Source organism: Methanohalophilus portucalensis (assembly GCF_002761295.1).
In the GTDB taxonomy this organism is placed as follows: domain Archaea; phylum Halobacteriota; class Methanosarcinia; order Methanosarcinales; family Methanosarcinaceae; genus Methanohalophilus; species Methanohalophilus portucalensis.
The window spans coordinates 1475169-1494003 of the sequence record NZ_CP017881.1; the positions used below are offsets into that span (position 1 = coordinate 1475169).

16 protein-coding genes and 1 tRNA gene are annotated in these 18835 nt (G+C 43.3%); all 17 read left to right on the forward strand.

What is annotated here, in order from left to right:
- Nucleotides 1–2 precede the first annotated feature (2 nt).
- The 17 genes from BKM01_RS07635 (at nt 3) to BKM01_RS07715 (ending at nt 18828) form a co-directional block, all read left to right on the forward strand.
- Nucleotides 3–1337, forward strand: coding sequence for an amidohydrolase family protein (locus tag BKM01_RS07635; protein WP_072359261.1), 1335 nt, complete (start codon nt 3–5; stop codon nt 1335–1337).
- 522 nt (nt 1338–1859) lie between these two features.
- A complete protein-coding gene (metK, locus tag BKM01_RS07640) occupies nt 1860–3059 on the forward strand; it encodes a methionine adenosyltransferase (RefSeq protein WP_072359263.1) in 1200 nt (399 codons plus the stop codon).
- 106 nt (nt 3060–3165) lie between these two features.
- Nucleotides 3166–4572, forward strand: a complete 1407-nt coding sequence (gene ahcY, locus BKM01_RS07645) for an adenosylhomocysteinase (protein WP_072359265.1) — start codon at nt 3166–3168, stop codon at nt 4570–4572.
- Between the two features lie 162 nt (nt 4573–4734).
- On the forward strand, nt 4735–5526 hold the full coding sequence (locus BKM01_RS07650; protein WP_072359268.1) for a glycine/sarcosine N-methyltransferase: 792 nt from the start codon (nt 4735–4737) through the stop codon (nt 5524–5526).
- Nucleotides 5527–5550: 24 nt separating this feature from the next.
- Nucleotides 5551–6387, forward strand: coding sequence for a methyltransferase domain-containing protein (locus tag BKM01_RS07655; RefSeq protein ID WP_072359270.1), 837 nt, complete (start codon nt 5551–5553; stop codon nt 6385–6387).
- Between the two features lie 79 nt (nt 6388–6466).
- A complete protein-coding gene (locus BKM01_RS07660; protein ID WP_072359272.1) occupies nt 6467–7402 on the forward strand; it encodes a carbohydrate kinase family protein in 936 nt (311 codons plus the stop codon).
- Nucleotides 7403–7777: 375 nt separating this feature from the next.
- Nucleotides 7778–9013: an adenosylhomocysteinase gene (locus tag BKM01_RS07665; protein ID WP_072359274.1), complete on the forward strand. Its 1236-nt coding sequence runs from the start codon at nt 7778–7780 to the stop codon at nt 9011–9013.
- A 219-nt stretch (nt 9014–9232) separates the two neighbouring features.
- Nucleotides 9233–9309 (forward strand) — tRNA-Lys (locus BKM01_RS07670).
- A gap of 48 nt (nt 9310–9357) precedes the next feature.
- Complete coding sequence (locus BKM01_RS07675) at nt 9358–9594, forward strand: DNA-directed RNA polymerase subunit H (protein ID WP_072359276.1); 237 nt, start codon at nt 9358–9360, stop codon at nt 9592–9594.
- A 127-nt stretch (nt 9595–9721) separates the two neighbouring features.
- Nucleotides 9722–11362 carry a DNA-directed RNA polymerase subunit B'' gene (locus BKM01_RS07680; protein WP_099816311.1) on the forward strand — a complete coding sequence of 547 codons (1641 nt, stop codon included), beginning with the start codon at nt 9722–9724 and terminating at the stop codon, nt 11360–11362.
- The gene (gene rpoB, locus BKM01_RS07685) at nt 11355–13169 is read left to right on the forward strand and encodes a DNA-directed RNA polymerase subunit B (RefSeq protein WP_072359633.1); all 1815 of its coding nucleotides are present in this window, start codon (nt 11355–11357) and stop codon (nt 13167–13169) included. Before BKM01_RS07680 ends, rpoB begins: the two co-directional genes overlap by 8 nt.
- 11 nt (nt 13170–13180) lie before the next feature.
- Entirely contained in the window at nt 13181–15826 is a 2646-nt protein-coding gene (locus tag BKM01_RS07690) for a DNA-directed RNA polymerase subunit A' (protein WP_072359629.1), read from the forward strand.
- Nucleotides 15827–15856: 30 nt separating this feature from the next.
- Nucleotides 15857–16984, forward strand: a complete 1128-nt coding sequence (gene rpoA2 / locus BKM01_RS07695; RefSeq protein WP_394328891.1) for a DNA-directed RNA polymerase subunit A'' — start codon at nt 15857–15859, stop codon at nt 16982–16984.
- A gap of 74 nt (nt 16985–17058) precedes the next feature.
- A complete protein-coding gene (locus tag BKM01_RS07700; RefSeq protein WP_072359280.1) occupies nt 17059–17346 on the forward strand; it encodes a 50S ribosomal protein L30e in 288 nt (95 codons plus the stop codon).
- A gap of 19 nt (nt 17347–17365) precedes the next feature.
- Nucleotides 17366–17791 carry a NusA-like transcription termination signal-binding factor gene (locus tag BKM01_RS07705; RefSeq protein ID WP_072359282.1) on the forward strand — a complete coding sequence of 142 codons (426 nt, stop codon included), beginning with the start codon at nt 17366–17368 and terminating at the stop codon, nt 17789–17791.
- A gap of 42 nt (nt 17792–17833) precedes the next feature.
- The gene (locus BKM01_RS07710) at nt 17834–18262 is read left to right on the forward strand and encodes a 30S ribosomal protein S12 (RefSeq protein ID WP_072359284.1); all 429 of its coding nucleotides are present in this window, start codon (nt 17834–17836) and stop codon (nt 18260–18262) included.
- A gap of 5 nt (nt 18263–18267) precedes the next feature.
- Entirely contained in the window at nt 18268–18828 is a 561-nt protein-coding gene (locus BKM01_RS07715; protein WP_394328890.1) for a 30S ribosomal protein S7, read from the forward strand.
- Nucleotides 18829–18835 lie beyond the last annotated feature (7 nt).

Sequence of the window (18835 nt, forward strand, 5' to 3'; positions counted from 1 at the left end):
TTATGGCTGATACTTTGATCAAGAACGGGTACATCCTTACTATGGATCCTGATTCAGGAGATCTCAAAAAAGGGGAGGTTGCCATTGAAAATGGCAGGATTGTCTATGTGGGTCTTTCTTATAATGGCAAGGCAGACAAAATAATAGATGCAAGCGGTTCGGTCGTCATGCCCGGTCTGGTAAATACCCATAATCATGCAGGTATGACACTTTTAAGGGGTTATGCCGATGATCTGCCACTTGCAGAATGGCTTGAGGATTATATCTGGCCCGTGGAAGCAAAATTGGGTCCGGAAGAAATCTATGCAGGGGTTAGGCTGGCATGCCTGGAGATGATAAAATCCGGAACAACCACCTTTGCTGACATGTATATTCATGAGCAGGCAGCTGCCCGTGCAGTTGAGGATTGTGGTATACGTGCAGCCCTTTCCTATGGTATGATTGATTTTGGAGATCCAGAAAGGGCAGAATCTTCCCTATTAAAAGGCAGGAACTTTGTAAAGGATTTCAATGGTGCAGCCAATGGGCGCATATCTGCCATGTATGGCCCTCATGCTCCTCATACTTGCTCTCAGCAATTCCTGCAGGATGTGCGTGAGCAGGCTCGCAAGGATGATGTAAAAGTTCACATCCATGTGCTTGAAACTGAAGCTGAACTGAACCAGATGAAAGAGAAGTATGGGAAGTGTTCGGTTAACATGCTTCATGACATTGGTTTTTTTGACAGTGATGTACTTGCTGCTCATTGTATCTGGCTTTCGGGGGGAGATATGGACATTTTGGCTGAAACCGGAGTTCATGTGAGCCATGATCCTGTGAGTAATATGAAAACGGCAGCAGGTATAGCACCGGTCCCACAACTGCTTGAAAAGGGTGTGAATGTGTCCCTGAGTACCGATGGATGTGCTTCAAACAATAATCTTGATATGTTCGGGGTAATGAAAATGACTGCACTGCTCCATAAGGTAAACAGTATGGACCTAACTGTCATTGATGCCCGGAAAGTGCTTGAGATGGCCACTGTAAACGGGGCAAAGGCACTTGGAATTGAGGCCGGTATGATCAAAGAAGGCTACTACGGCGATTTGATTGTTGTGGATATGAAACGTCCGCATCTCACTCCATTGTATGATGTCGATTCGCATCTTGTATATTCGGCTCTTGGTAGTGATGTCACAACCGTGTTGGTGGACGGGAAAGTGCTCATGGAAAACGGTCAGGTTCTATGTATGGATGAATATGAGATAATGGTGGAAGCTTCTAAAGCTGCAAAAAAAACTGATAGTCAGCATCTGATTGATGTTCTGGGTTTGAATAATCCTTCATCTGATCAATAATTTCAGTTTGGCCAGAAATACATAAAAATAAATTCTATTTATTTTTTTGAATTAGAATATATATTTGCTTCCTTATGTACTGTAAAAATAATTTAAAAACCTTCAATTTGAAAACACATATATAGTATGGCGTAGTATGTGATGTCAATCAGTTACGATTAATATTATGGTGGAATTATTATGTTCGTGGCAAACAATGATTTTCATTGGTTCCCGAATTTCCCACTATATTATGCTATAGGGATGTTACAGTGTGGAATTATCCATTCTTGACATTTGATTGCGAATTCAGATCCAAATGTATGTCCGTTCATCCGGGCCTTTAACGTATCCGTTCAATCGGACCTTATAACGTATCCGTTCAATCGGGCCTTTAGCGTATCCGTTCAATCGGACCTTTAGCGTATCCGTTCAATCGGGCCTTTAGCGTATCCGTTCAATCGGGCCTTTAGCGTATCCGTTCAATCGGACCTTTAACGTATCCGTTCAATCGGACCATTAAGATAAAACAGGAGTGTGAAGATGAGCAAACTCAAATATGACCACGTATTTACTTCAGAAGCGGTCGGTGCAGGACATCCAGATAAGATATGTGATCAGGTGTCTGATGCAGTTCTGGATGCATGTCTGGAAGCTGATCCTAACAGTCGTGTGGCATGTGAAACACTTGTAGCCCATGACCTTGTGGTAAATGCAGGTGAAATTACCTGTAAAGGTATGGAACAGATTGATACAGAGAATATAGCACGTGAAGTTGTTCGTGATATAGGATATGATCATAAGGACCTTCTTTTCTGGGACAAATCCTTTGAATACATTTCAAAAATCCACGAACAATCCCCTGATATTTCTATGGGAGTTACCGAGGGCACAGGGTTATATGAAGAGCAGGGTGCAGGGGACCAGGGTATGATGTTTGGTTATGCTACCAATGAAACAGATGAATACATGCCTGCTCCAATTGCGTTCAGTCACAGGTTACTCCGATACCTGGATTCTATCCGTCAGGAAGGTAGAGTATCCTACTTAAGACCGGATGCCAAATCACAAGTTTCAGTGAAATATGTAAATGGAAAACCTGACCACATAACAGCTGTAGTGGTATCACAGCAGACTGATGATATCCCTCTTGAAACAGTTCGTAATGACATGGTAGGATTTATCAATGAAGTCCTGGAGCCAACCGGCATGTTGAGGTCAGATACCGAGTATTACATAAACCCAACAGGCGGATTCGTTCTAGGAGGTCCCTATGCAGATGCAGGACTAACCGGACGTAAGATCATCGTGGATACCTATGGAGGAGTAGGCAGCCATGGTGGAGGAGCTTTCTCGGGTAAGGATCCTTCCAAGGTTGATCGTTCAGCAGCATACTATGCAAGATATGTCGCCAAAAACATAGTTGCAGCAGGTCTTGCCGATAAATGTGAAATCCAGGTGGCCTATGCCATTGGTGTCGCAAAGCCTCTCAGTATCAATGTTGATACCTATGGTACAGGTGTAATAGAAGACCAGGAAATCCAGGATGTACTGGAATCCGGTGAAATATTTGATTTCAGACCGGCAGCCCTGATAGAAGATCTGAATTTACTGCATCCTAAAGGTTGGTCATACAGGCAAGCATCTTCCTATGGTCATTTTGGAAGGAACATTTTCCCTTGGGAACAACTTGACAAGGTAGATAGCCTCAAAGCAAAATTCCATCTCAATGGCGTAAAATGATTTTTGTCTAAATCACTACAATCGCTGTTTAGATTGGGATTAGAGATTTAGAAGTATATTTGGAATCTTAGCGTTGCTAAGAAGATGATTAATTATTGGTGAAAACATGGTTACAAATAAGGATTATAAAGTTAAAGATATTGGACTTGCTGACTCCGGTCGCAAGCAATTGAATATAGCTGAACAGGAAATGCCGGGTCTTATGGCCACACGTGAAAAGTACGGGCCTATGAAACCACTTAAAGGAGCACGTATAAGTGGCAGTCTTCACATGACTGTTCAAACTGCAGTTCTTATTGAAACACTGGTTGAACTCGGTGCAGATGTGCGCTGGGCATCATGTAATATTTTCTCGACCCAGGATGAAGCAGCAGCCGCAATAGCAGATACAGGTGTTCCAGTTTTTGCATGGAAGGGTGAAACACTTGATGATTACTGGTGGTGCACCAAACAGGCATTGACCTGGCCAGATGGTAAAGGACCAAATCTCATTGTGGATGATGGTGGAGATGCCACCCTGATGATGCATCGTGGGTATGCAGCAGAAGATGACCCTTCAATCCTTGATGAACCTACAGACAACAAGGAACTTATAGCCCAGAATGAAGTGCTTAAAAAATCCCTGAAGGAAGACCCTCAATTCTGGCATAAAGCAGTTGCTGACTGGAAGGGTGTTTCCGAGGAAACAACCACCGGTGTGCACAGGTTGTATCACTGGGAGAGGAAGGGAGAACTTCTTACACCTGCTATAAATGTCAATGACTCTGTAACCAAGAGTAAATTTGATAATGTCTACGGATGCAGGGAATCCCTTGTAGATGCCATAAAGCGTGGTACTGATGTGATGATTGCAGGTAAGGTTGCAGTGGTTTGTGGCTATGGTGATGTCGGTAAAGGCTCAGCAGCAGCACTGGCTAATCACAAGGCAAGAGTGATTATTACAGAAACCGATCCAATCTGCGCACTGCAGGCATTGATGGAAGGCTATGATGTTATGACTGTTGAGGATGCACTGTCCTATGGGGATATTTATGTGACCACAACAGGAAACTGTGATGTACTTACGACCGAACACATGTCTAACATGAAAGACCAGGCAATTGTCTGTAACATAGGCCATTTTGATAATGAGATTCAGGTTGATGCACTTAACAAGATGGATAATGTGAAAAAGGTCAACATCAAGCCACAGGTAGATGAATACCAGTTCCCTGATGGGCATTCTATATATGTGCTGGCAGAAGGCAGACTTGTCAATCTGGGTCTTGCAACCGGTCACCCGAGTTTTGTCATGTCAAACAGTTTCACAAACCAGACACTTGCACAGATCGATCTCTGGGAGAGTCCAAAGGAAGTTGGTGTTTATCGATTGTCAAAAGTGCTGGATGAAGAGGTTGCAAGGTTACACCTCGAAAAACTGGGTGCCAAATTGACCAAGATGTCACAGGAACAGGCTGAATACATCGGTTTCCCTGTTGAAGGGCCGTACAAGCCAGAACACTACCGCTACTAAATAATTAAGTTATGGATGTTCTGAGGAGGGCTCCCGGGGTGGGAGTCCTTATTTAATTTCACTTAATCCATTCTGGATTCATGGTATGCATGAGCCAGGCGAATAGCAACAATCGACTGTATTTGTAAATATACTACATTAAATAACAATAGGAGGATCTACATGAACCAATACGGAAAACAGGATTTTGGAGATAATCCAATAGAAGTAAGGGAATCGGACCATTATGAGGAAGAGTATGTTCTTGGATTTGTTGATAAATGGGACGAACTCATCGATTGGGAAAGCCGTGCCGAGAGCGAAGGGGATACTATCATAAACATCCTGAAAGAAAGGGGTGTTAAGAAAGTACTCGATGTGGCAACAGGCACCGGTTTTAATTCGGTTCGTTTACTTCAGGCAGGTTTTGATGTCGTAAGTGCAGATGGCAGTGCAGAAATGCTTGTCAAGGCTTTTGATAATGCCCGTGATCATGGGTATTTGATGAGGACCGTTCAGGCTGATTGGAGGTGGATGAATAAGGACATCCATGACAAATTCGATGCTATTGTATGTCTGGGTAATTCATTTACACATCTTTTCGATGAAGGCGACCGCAGAAAAGCTCTGGCTGAGTTCTATGCGCTGCTGAAACATGATGGTGTATTGCTTCTTGACCAGCGTAACTATGATGCCATACTGGATGATGGTTATTCCAGCAAGCATGCCCATTATTACTGTGGGGATACTGTATCAGTCTATCCGGAACATGTTGATGAGGGGCTTGCCCGTTTCAAATATGAATTCTCGGATGGCTCAGTCTACAATCTCAATATGTTCCCCTTGAGAAAAGATTACACCAGGCAACTTCTGCATGAAGTTGGTTTCCAGGAAATAAACACCCTGGGGGACTTTAAAGAGACCTACAAAGAGGATGAGCCTGATTTCTTCCTCCATGTTGCAGAAAAAAATTAAAAAATATGGGAAGATGAAATCAACATGTCTGAAAACCAAAAAACCGCAGTAGATAAAGCACAGGAATATTACAATAGCGATGATGCCGACAATTTTTACTTTACCATCTGGGGCGGCGAGGATATTCATGTCGGTCTCTATAATTCAGAAGATGAACCAATATTTGACGCCAGTAGACGTACGATTGAAAGGATGGCATCAAAAATAAGTAATCTGGATAAGGATAGTAAGATTCTGGATATCGGAGCTGGTTATGGTGGAGCTGCCAGGTATCTGGCCAAAAAATATGGGTGTCAGGTCGTTGCTCTTAATTTGAGTGAAGTAGAAAATGAACGCGACCGAAAAATGAATGAGGACCAGGGTCTTGACCATCTTATAACAGTTGTTGATGGTAGCTTTGAAGAAATTCCCTATCCCGATTTCTCTTTCGATGTGGTGTGGTCCCAGGATGCAATCCTTCATAGTGGTAATCGTGAACAGGTTATCAAAGAAGTTGCTCGTGTGCTGAAAAGTGGCGGAGATTTTGTATTTACTGATCCGATGCAGACTGACGATTGTCCGGAAGGGGTCTTACAACCAATACTGGACCGTATCCATCTGGAAACCCTCGGTTCACCCGGTTTTTATCGGGAATCTGCCAAAAAGTATGGTATGAAGGAAATTGAATTTGAGAAACATGCTTCCCAGCTGCCGACCCATTATGGAAGAGTGTTGAAAGAAACTGAAAGTCAGGAAGATGAGCTCTCCAAAGTAGTCAGTCAGAACTACATCAATAATATGAAACAGGGCCTTAACCACTGGGTAAACGGTGGCAATAACGGATATCTGACCTGGGGTATATTCCATTTACGTAAAAAATAATTGGAATAATTACCTTTTTTTATTTTCATATGGATGGTCTATAATTCAAACTAGAATCATAATTTAGGAGTACATATAAATGGACAAAGCTTTAATTTGTGGATCTTTCGCTTTTGATAATATCATGGTTTTTAATGACCAGTTCAAGAATCATATTTTACCGGATAAAGTGCATATATTAAATGTGTCATTCCTTGTACCTGAACTGCGTCGTGAGTTTGGAGGTTGTGCAGGAAACATAGCCTACAATCTCAAGTTACTTGGTGGTAATCCTCTCCCAATGGGGACAGTTGGTACCGATTTTGAGAATTATGCGAAATGGATGGATGAGAGGGGTATCAACCGCGAACATGTGAATGTGGTTGATGACACATTTACAGCACAGGCTTTCATTACAACAGATATGGATGACAACCAGATAACTGCCTTCCATCCCGGGGCAATGAATTATTCCCATAATTATTCAGTACTTGATGTAAATGATCCTGCAGTGGGCATTGTAGCACCGGATGGCAGGGAAGGTATGATTCAGCACGCCCGGGAATTTGTGAGTGCTGGTATACCTTTCATCTTTGATCCCGGTCAGGGCCTGCCTATGTTTGATGGTGATGAATTAATGGAATTCATAGAGCAGGCTACCTGGTTGACAGTTAACGACTATGAGTGGCAATTGATTCAAGAGAGGACTGGCAAGAGTCAGGAGGAGATCTCTGCAAAGCTCAAAGCTCTTATAGTTACAAAAGGTCCGGAAGGTTCATTGATCTATAAAGACGGTGAAGTAATCCAGATTCCTGCCGCCAAACCAGCTGCTTTACAGGATCCTACGGGTTGTGGGGATGCATATCGTGCTGGCTTGCTTTATGGTCTAACAAATGACCTGGATTGGGAAACCACAGGACGGATTGCATCTTTGATGGGTGCTATAAAAATTGAACACCAGGGTACCCAGAACCATCATTTTAAGTTAGCGGATTTCAAGAGACGTTTCAAGGAATCCTTCGGTACGGTCTTTTAAAAAAATAGGACAAATCTCAGATAGAAGAAATTCTGGTGCATTAAACCATAATTTCTTCTTATTTTGTTTATATGGAGTTATTTGAATTTGTATTGCTGAGGTTGTTTATGTTGCAATTACATATGCAAATGAATTGAGAATTTTTGGGGTTATTTGTATTTTTAGTTGATTTACAATTGCGGGTTGTAATATTGCAATTTGTCGTGACCTTTATGGTTGCATTAATAAGGTTTAAGTATTTTACAGACAAAGCATATTCATTCGTCAGTTTTTTGTTTTTCCCAAACATTGTCGTTGTATTCCATTGTGTAGGATTGTGAAGAATTAGAAAGTTTAAGTATTTTTTAATAGAGTCATTATCAAATGAGGTATTGTATGATCGATGAGGAAATTATTGAATCTGGTGAACAAAAAATTGAGTGGGCCAGGAATCATATGCCTGTTCTTTCTATAATCAGGAAGGAATTCGAAGATGAAAAACCTCTGAAAGGTCACAGGATAGCAATGGCACTTCATGTAGAGGCAAAGACCGCCGTATTGGTAGAAACCCTTGCTGCAGGTGGGGCCGAAGTTGCTATTACCGGTTGCAATCCTCTGAGTACGCAGAATGATGTGGCTATGGCTCTGGATACGAAGGATAATATCGATTGTTTTGCAAAATATGATTGTTCCAGCAAGGAATATTACGGCTCTATTGACAGAGTACTTGATATCGATCCGGATATAACCATCGATGACGGTGCGGATCTGATTTTTAAGCTTCATACGGAAAGGACTGAACTTCTTGATTCAATACGGGGTGGGTGTGAGGAAACTACCACCGGGATCCATCGTCTCAAGGCAATGGAAGCGGAAGGGGCCCTGAAGATGCCGGTAATTGCCGTAAATGATGCTATGACCAAATTCCTTTTTGATAACCGTTATGGTACGGGGCAATCTTCCTGGGATGCGATCATGAGGACCACCAACCTGTTAGTGGCGGGTAAGACCGTTGTCATTGGTGGCTATGGCTGGTGTGGTCGTGGTGCTGCCATGCGGGCTTCAGGTCTGGGTGCAAATCTCATTGTGACTGAAGTGGATCCGATACGTGCTCTTGAAGCAAAAATGGATGGCTTCAGGGTCATGCCTATGCAAAAGGCTGCTCTTTATGGTGATATCTTTGTGATGACCACTGGAAATACTGATGTACTGAACAGGGATCATTTTGAGGTGATGAAAGATGGTGCCATACTTGCCAATTCCGGACACTTCAATGTGGAAATAAATCTGGAAGATCTTGTTGCATTGTCTTCTTCAGTAAGGGATGTCAGGAAAAATATCAAAGAATATACGGTAGGCGGTAAACACATTAATGTTCTTGCCGATGGCAGGCTGGTAAATCTTGCTGCAGGTGATGGTCATCCGGCTGAAGTGATGGATATGAGTTTTGCTAACCAGGCCCAATGTGCGCGTTATATTGCCGAGAATAAACTCGATGTAGGGGTGCATCCGGTGCCTCATGATCTGGATGTGCGTGTGGCCAGGCTCAAACTGAAATCTCTTGATGTCGAAATAGACTCATATTCTCCCAAACAGGCAGAATATATGGGTGGCTGGGAATGTGGTACATAAACAGATAACTTTGTAAAGTCGGAAAATGATGCTATATATACCTTGTTTGTAGTAGTGTTCTACTGCTTCTTTATTTTCCGCATTTATGGTTCATTTTTATGCGTTGGAGGCATTTGATTTTCGGTAGAAGTGCCCTCTACAATAAACCTTATATACAATGCCACTCATGTATTGGCGCTGCCTAAGGGTGGCATGAATGGTGTATGCGGCAAACATTGTGGGCTCGTAGCTTAGTCAGGCAGAGCGTCTGGCTTTTAACCAGACGGTCTAGGGTTCAAATCCCTACGAGCCCGCCACAAAATTATGGGAAACATTTACCTGCAGATTTTTTAGGAGGATATTATTTGAGTAAGTTCAGCCTGCTTGATCATGAATTCATTCCCCGTCATGAAATTATTGATGAGGATGAAATAAAATCTGTTCTTAAAGAGTATAATATTGGTAGGGAACAGCTACCTAAAATCAAGATAGAAGATCCTGTTATTAAAGAAATTGGTGCTGAAGTGGGAGACGTAGTAAAAATTACCCGCAAAAGCCAGACTGCAGGAGAGGCCCCCTATTATCGGTATGTAATTGAATGACATGCATAACTCATATTCGCCGGGTTCTGTCCCGTTCATTGATTTTGTTCTTACGCTTACATTCGCATGCGCTACGTTGTTTGTCTGAATATTCTATATTAACTTAAAAGAAGGTGCTAGCATCGCTTTGGATACCAGTTTTCTGTCGGAAGCCTATTTTACAAGGGATAAAATCGTACAACACCATATCGATTCATATAACAAGTTCTTAAACAGCGGTCTTCAGAAAGTTATCGATGAACAACATCTCATCGAGACTGACATTGAGGATATATACGTCAAGTTAGGCCGCATCAGAGTTGAAAAACCGGTTGTCAAGGAGGCGGATGGTGCAATTGAAAACCTCTACCCCAATGAGGCAAGACTCCGAAACCTTTCTTATTCTGCTCCTCTTTTCCTCGAAATGTCCGTGGTCAAAGGTGGAGAAGAATCCGAACCAAGGGAAGCCAAAATTGGACAACTACCGGTTATGATCAAATCCGAGATATGTAATCTTGTTGGAATCGATGATGAGGAAATGATCGAACACGGCGAGGATCCGCTTGATCCAGGAGGCTACTTTATCGTTAATGGTACTGAAAGGGTAGTTATGACCCTTGAGGATCTTGCGCCCAACAAGATACTGGCCGAAATCGGAGAGCGTTACGGGGATCGCATAGAAGTTGCAAAGGTTTTCTCCCAGCGCAGAGGCTACAGGGCACTTGTGGTGGTTGAAAGAGGCAGGAAAGCCCTGCTGGAAGTTTCTTTCCCCTCCATCTCCGGAAGGATTAATTTCATCACTCTTCTCAGGGCTCTTGGTATTGAAACAGATGAAGATGTCGTCAAGACGGTTTCAACAGATCCTGAAATAATGAAGTTCATGTTCGAAAACCTCGAAGAGTCTGAAGTAGATACAGTAGAAGAAGCGGTTGAGAAGATTGGTATGAGAGTGGCCTCCGGTCAGGCAAGCGAGTATCAGGTCAAGAGGGCAAATTATGTTATTGACAGGTATCTGCTTCCTCATCTTGGTAATGAACCGGAGGACAGGGTGGCAAAAGCCCATTTCCTGGGTCGCATGGCCGAATCATGTTTTGAACTGGCTCTTGACCGTCGTAGTGCGGATGATAAGGATCACTATTCCAACAAGCGCCTGAAACTAACAGGTGACTTGCTGGAAGATCTCTTCAGGGTGGCTTTCAACCGCCTGACACGTGATGTCAAATACCAGCTTGAAAGAGCAAATATGAGGAACAGGGAATTGAATGTTTCCACACTGGTCAGGGCAGATGTCCTTACAGACCGCCTCCAGCATCCACTTGCAACAGGTAATTGGGTTGGAGGAAGGAGTGGTGTATCCCAGTTGCTTGATCGTACTGATTATATTTCTACACTTTCCCACCTGAGACGAGTAATATCTCCACTTTCCAGGGCACAGCCTCACTTTGAAGCCCGTGATCTGCACTCTACTCAGTGGGGCAGATTGTGTCCTTCAGAAACACCAGAAGGTCCCAACTGTGGTTTGGTGAAAAATTTTGCCCAGATGGTGGAACTATCCACAGGGGCGGATGATTTCGATAAAGTGAAAAATGTGCTTTATGGTCTTGGTGTGGCACCGGCGCAGCTTCATGTGCCTGAAAAGATCCTTAAGTATTCCAATGAGCTAGGAACTGATGTAGAGGAACATGAAATGCCAGTAGATGATTTGATAAAATCCCCTGGTTATCAGGATATTACTGATGATAGTGGTAAGAAATCTCTCGGTAACGGGGGGGTGATTCTTGGTGACTGATGCCAAAGTATTCCTGAATGGTGAATTAATAGGCACGCATCCTGATCCTGTCAATCTTGTGGAAGATATTCGCAAGCAAAGAAGGGCCGGTATGCTTTCCAGGCAGGTAAATGTAGCCCTTTATGAAGATATTCATGAAGTGATCATCAATTCCGATATAGGTAGGGCAAGAAGGGCACTTGTAGTAGTAGAAAACGGCCTGCCTCTTGTTACTGAAGACCATATTGATAAACTCAAAAGCGGAGATTTGACGAGTGCAGATCTCATCAGGCAGGGTCGTATTGAATACCTGGATGCCGAAGAAGAAGAAAATTCATATGTGGCTCTCTACGAGAGTGACATCACTCCCAAACACACACACCTTGAAATAGATCCCTCTCTGATTCTGGGTATCTGTGCAGGTATGGTCCCTTATCCGGAACATAATGCATCCCCAAGGATTACCATGGGTTCGGCTATGATCAAACAATGTATTGGTGTGTCCACTTCCAACCTGAAACTCAGGCCTGATACCCGTGCACACGTGTTACATTACCCCCAGAAAGCACTCACACGCACGCAGACATGTGAATCAATTAACTTTGATGAAAGGCCTGCGGGTCAGAACTTCGTTGTGGCTGTAATGTCCTATGAAGGTTATAATATTGAAGATGCACTGGTTTTCAACAAAGGATCCATTGAAAGAGGCCTTGGTAGAAGCCACTTCCTCAGGACTTTTGAGGGCGAAGAACGTCGTTATCCCGGTGGGCAGGAAGATAAATTTGAGATTCCCGATTCGGAATACAGGGGTGCACGTAGTGCGGAAGCCTATGCGAACCTGGATGTTGACGGTCTTGTCAATCCGGAGACCACAGTTGGGCCTAATTCAGTATTGATCGGTAAGACCAGTCCTCCTCGTTTCCTTGAAGAACAAACGGATTTCGGTATCACCGTAGAACAGAGAAGGGAAAGTGCAATCACCATGCGTTCCAATGAAAGGGGTGTGGTTGATACTGTCCTTCTTACAGAATCCATTAACGGTACCAGGCTCACCAAGGTAAAGGTCAGGGATCAGAGGATTCCTGAGATCGGTGACAAGTTTGCTTCAAGGCACGGTCAGAAAGGAGTAATCGGACTTATAGTTCCATATCACGATATGCCCTTCACAGAATCCGGAATGGTTCCTGATCTTGTAATCAATCCTCATGCAATCCCTTCGCGTATGACAGTTGCACATGTTCTGGAAATGATCGGTGGTAAAGTAGGATCTGTAGAAGGAAGACGTATCAATTCAACTGCCTTTTCCGGAGAAAAGGAAGATGACCTGCGTTCAGGTTTACAGAAACATGGTTTTTCACACACTGGTAAAGAAGTCTTTTACGATGGTGTGACCGGTAAAAAGGTCCAGGCCGATATCTTTGTTGGTGTTATTCTTTATCAGAAACTGCACCACATGGTAGCATCCAAGATGCATGCAAGGTCCCGTGGTCCAGTTCAGGTTCTCACACGCCAGCCAACCGAAGGACGTGCCCGTGAAGGTGGTCTGCGATTTGGTGAAATGGAAAGGGATGTACTTATTGGTCATGGTGCAGCGATGACCCTTAAGGAACGATTGCTTGATGAATCTGATAAGGTTGAAGAGCTTGTCTGTAGTAATTGTGGCATGATCGCGACCTTTGATCGCAGGCGTAATGTGAGGTACTGTTCAAACTGTGGATCGGAAACGGACATCCACCGTGTAGAAATGAGCTATGCATTCAAGCTTTTGCTTGATGAAATCAAATCCCTTGGAGTAGCTCCGAGGCTCAGACTTGATGATGCTGTGTGATGGTGATATCAATGGATAATACTATACCCTCTATTCCCCAGAGAATTGGTGCAATCAGATTCGGTCTCCTGTCTCCACGGGAAATCCGTAAAATGAGTGTTACTTCTATTATTACTGCTGACACATATGATGACGATGGTTATCCGATTGACATGGGTTTAATGGACCTTAGACTGGGTGTTATAGATCCGGGTCTGAAGTGCAAGACCTGTGGAGGCAGAGCCGGTGAATGTCCGGGCCACTTCGGTCATATTGAACTTGTGGCACCGGTACTCCATGTAGGATTTAATAAGATAATAAGAAAAGTACTACGTTCGACCTGTCGTAACTGCAGCCATCTTCTTCTTGAGGACAAACAAAAAAAGGCCTATATTAATCAGTTTGCCAAACTGGATGTGATGAGTCACCTGCCTGATGATCTGATTAATAATGTATTCAAGGAAGCACGAAAGACCAAGATTTGCCCTTATTGTGGTGAAGAGCAACTTGAGATAAAATTCGAAAAACCCTCGGACTACATAGAGAATGATTACAAGTTGACACCTACTGAAATCCGTGATCGTCTTGAACATATCCCGGATGATGACCTGAAGGTCATGGGTATGGATCCTGTTTCTGCAAGACCTGAATGGATGGTTCTTACAGTGCTAGCAGTTCCTCCTGTAACAGTTCGTCCTTCTATCACTCTGGAATCAGGTCAGCGTAGTGAAGATGATCTAACTCACAAACTTGTGGATATTATTCGTATAAATCAGCGTTTTCAGGAAAATCGTGATGCAGGTGCACCACAACTTATTATAGAGGATCTCTGGGAACTGTTGCAGTATCACCTTACTACGTTCTTTGACAACGAAGTTTCAGGTGTCCCTCCGGCAAGACACAGGTCTGGTCGTCCCCTAAAGACTCTTACACAGCGTCTTAAAGGAAAGGAAGGTCGTTTCAGGGGAAGTCTTTCCGGTAAACGTGTGAATTTCTCTGCACGTACGGTTGTATCTCCGGATCCCAACCTTAGTATCAATGAGGTGGGTGTACCCTATGCAATTGCCAGGCAAATGACAATTCCTGTAAGGATTATCTCCAGAAACCTTGAAATGATGCGTGCATATGTTGCAAGAGGGGGAGAAACTCATCCTGGTGCTAATTATGTATTCCGTGAAGATGGTCGCAGACTCAAGATCACTGAATCCAACAAGGAAGAACTTGCTGAAAAACTTGAACCTGGCTGGACAGTTGAAAGGCAGATGCAGGATGGGGACATTGTTCTCTTTAACAGGCAGCCTTCTCTTCATAAAATGAGTATAATGGCACATAAGGTCAAGGTTTTGCCAAATAAGACGTTCAAACTTAATCCGTCTGTCTGTCCTCCTTACAATGCGGACTTTGACGGCGATGAAATGAATATGCACGTTCTGCAGACGGAAGAATCCCGCGCAGAAGCAAGCATTTTGATGCAGGTTCAGGAAAATATCCTGTCTCCTCGTTTTGGCGGTCCTATCATAGGTGGTATTCATGACCATATTTCAGGTATGTTCCTGCTGACGCGTAATGAAAAGATGATCAGTAAGAACGATGCTCTGGAACTTTTACGTAAATCAGAAGTACGTGAGCTTCCGGAGCCTGCAGGTTATAATGATGCAGGAGATCCTTTCTGGACTGGTAAACAAATTTTCAGCCAGATTCTTCCAAATGATCTCAATCTTGAATTTAAAGCCAATGTATGTTTCAAGTGTGATGTATGCAAGGGCAGGGATTGTGAGTATGATTCTTATGTGGTGGTTGAAAATGGTGAACTGGTGGCCGGAACTATCGATGAGAAAGCAATCGGTGCCTTTAAGGGCAAGATACTTGACTCCATTGTGAAAAGATATGGTTCAACGAAGGCTGCTCAGTTTGTGGACGATGTGACCCGGCTTGCGATTCGTGGTGTGATGCGTACGGGCCTTAGTTTCGGTATTAGTGATGAGGACATTCCTCGTGAAGCAAGACGGAATATCGATGAGGAACTGGAGCGTGCTGAAAACGAAGTTGCAGAACTTATTCAAGCTTATGAAGCAAAAGAACTTGAACCCCTCCCGGGTCGAACTCTCGCTGAAACCATCGAGCTTAAGATCATGCAATCTCTGGGTAAGGCGAGGGATCATACCGGTACCATTGCAGGAAACCATCTGGGTCTGGAAAATTCTGCTGTGATTATGGCAAAATCCGGTGCACGTGGTTCCATGCTGAACCTGACACAGATGGCAGCCTGTGTGGGTCAGCAGGCTGTGCGTGGTGAGCGTATCAGGAGAGGCTATGAAGGCCGTACACTGCCACACTTTGATAGAGGTGACCTTGGTGCAGATGCACATGGTTTCGTAAAGTCCAGTTATAAGAGTGGCTTAAACCCTACGGAATACTTCTTCCATGCAGTGGGAGGTAGAGAAGGTCTTGTTGATACTGCGGTGCGTACATCCCAGTCCGGTTATCTTCAGCGTCGTCTTGTAAACGCTCTTCAGGATCTCGAAGTACAATATGATCGATCGGTACGTGAAACACGTGGTGTTATTGTACAATTTAAGTACGGAGAGGATGGTATAGATTCCACCAAGAGCGATTATAACAGTGAGGATACGGTACATAACATAGTAAGTTCTGTTACTGGTAAGGAGGTGAAATAAATGGTACTTCAAGAAGCAACAATTGAAGGTATGGTCAAGGACTTACCTCTTCCCAGTGATGTAAAGCAGACTCTTATTAGTGATTCGGTTAAAGCGAGTGTAAATAAGAAACAGATGGAGGAGATTATTGAAAAACTCCTGGAAACTTATGATAAATCCTGCGTGGAACCCTGTGAAGCTGTAGGTGTTATTTCTGCACAATCGATTGGTGAGCCAGGTACACAGATGACAATGCGTACTTTCCACTATGCTGGTGTGGCTGAGATCAATGTTACACTGGGTTTGCCCAGGTTGATTGAGATTGTTGATGCACGTAAACGTCCCAGTACACCAATGATGACCGTCCATCTTGACAAAGAGTATCTCGAAGACAGGGATTTTGCAAACAAGATTGCCTGGATGATTGAAGCTACACATGTTGAGCACCTTGCCGATGTCACTACTGATCTTTCTAACATGCAGCTTGTTATTGATTTGAATGAAAAGGCTATGAATAAAAGGGAAGTAGGTATTGAATCGGTAATGGAGAAACTTGAGCATGGTCTTGGTGTTTCCGTTGTTCAGGCCAGTGAAGTTTCCAACCAGCTTCTTATAAAACTGAAAGAACCCTCCTATCGTGAGCTATTACAGCTTGCAAAGAAGATCAATACCATTACATTGAAGGGTATTGATGGCATCAAGAGAGTAGTTGTCAGAAAAGAGGATGGTGAATACAGGCTCTATACAGAAGGTTCCGAACTCAAGAAAGTTCTTGAGATTGATGGTATAGATCCCACAAGGACAAGCACCAATAACATCGGGGAAATCTATGAGGTCTTTGGAATCGAAGCTGCAAGAAATGCAATAATCAAAGAGGCTACGGATACCCTGCGTGAACAGGGTCTTGAAGTTGATGTGAGGCATATTATGTTGGTGGCGGATATAATGTCCTGTGACGGTGAAGTAAAACAGATAGGTCGTCATGGAATATCCGGTGAAAAAGCCAGTGTGTTTGCACGTGCAGCGTTCGAAGTAACTGTAAATCATTTGCTTGATGCAGGTTTGCGTGGAGAGGTTGATGAATTGAGTGGTGTTACTGAGAATATTATTGTCGGCCAGCCAATCAAACTCGGAACAGGAGATGTTCATCTCGTTTCCAGAAATCCTCTACAGGGATGAAACTATAACCAGAAACTAGATATAAGGAATCAGGTATTAAAGTACCAATCTTAAATTCAAAAGGGTTGATCTATATGGATATTAATGTTGATAAGGCATTGCTGAAAGTCATTAGGACAGGAGATGTTGTGGTCGGGGCAAACAGGACCATTGATGTAGCTACAAACGGAGATGCAAAAATGGTAGTAGTCTCTGCAAACTGCCCGGCATACATCAGGGAAAAGATCGAGGAAACAGATTTACCAGTACTTAAATACGCAGGTTCAAGTATGGATCTTGGAACTGTTTGTGGTAAACCGTACACTATCACCGCCATGGCAATCGTTGATGCTGGTGAATCTGATATTATAGGATTAGTTTAAAATAGAGGGTGTTTTATTTTTGAGTGATATCAAACTTTCAACAGATGCTATCAGATATATAGCCCTGTTTGAAAGTATGACCGGGGCGCCCATTAAGGATTGTCTTATAGACGATGATCGAATTATCTGCGTGGTCAACAATGGCGATATGGGTGCTGCAATCGGGAAGCATGGAGATAATATTAACCGCTTCAAAAAAGCAGTCGACAAGCACGTGGATTTAATAGAGTATTCCGATGATCCGGTAACCTTCATCAAGAACGCATTTGGCACGATTCCTACAAAATCTGTAGAAATCAGCGATAAAAACGATAAAAAGGTTGCCTATGTTGAGGTTTCCAGTATGAATAAAGGTCTGGCTATCGGGAAAAGCGGTCGAAATATTGATAAGATAAAAAGGATTGTAAACCGTCATCATGATATCGAAGATTTAATATTACAATAATCCGGGTTTCAAATATTTAACTCATCTATTGGAGGATACTAAATGACAAATGGAAAATATGCAGCTCATAAACTTAAAGCGGCACGTAAAAATGCAAGGTGGAAAGATACTCGTTACAGCAGGCGAACCCTTGGACTTAATGTAAAGTCTGATCCTTTATCAGGAGCTCCTCAGGGGCGCGGTATTGTGCTGGAAAAGGTAGGTATTGAAGCCAAACAGCCCAACTCTGCAATCAGGAAATGTGTAAGGATTCAATTGATCAAGAACGGTAGGCAGGCTACTGCTTTCTGTCCCGGGGACGGTGCCATCAATTTCATTGATGAACATGACGAAATAACAGTGGAAAGAATTGGTGGACGCATGGGTGGTGCAAAGGGTGATATTCCCGGTGTGCGCTTTAAGGTCACAGCTGTTAATAACGTAAGTTTGAATGAGATGGTCATCGGCAAAAAGGAGAAGCCAAGGAGATAATTCTTATGAATAAATTATTCGGTAAATGGGATATGACTGAGGTTGAAGTTGCCGATCCCGGTCTCAGAAGGTATGTGAATGTCGATCCAATTGCAATCCCCAACACGGGTGGCAGGCACGCAAGACAGCAGTTCAATAAGTCCGATCTTTCAATTGTTGAAAGACTTATTACCAGTCTGATGCGTGGAGAGGAGAATACAGGTCAGAAGCAGTGCACAATGACTGCTGTAAAGGAAGCTTTTGATATTATCCATTCCAAAACGGACAAAAATCCTGTTCAGGTACTTGTTGAGGCAATTTCCCATACTGGTCCAAGGGAAGAGGTAGTACGTCTTAAATACGGTGGAATCTCTGTACCAAAAGCTGTGGATACCGCTCCTCAGAGAAGAGTAGACTCTGCACTGAGGTATATTGCTATGGGTACCAAGCAGACAGCTTTCAAATCCAAACGTTCATTTGCCAGCTGCCTTGCGACAGAACTTATCGCAGCATCAAACGGGGATGCAAAGTGCTTCTCTGTGAACAGGAAAGATGCAAAAGAAAGGGTTGCAAAGGCTGCACGTTAATCTTATA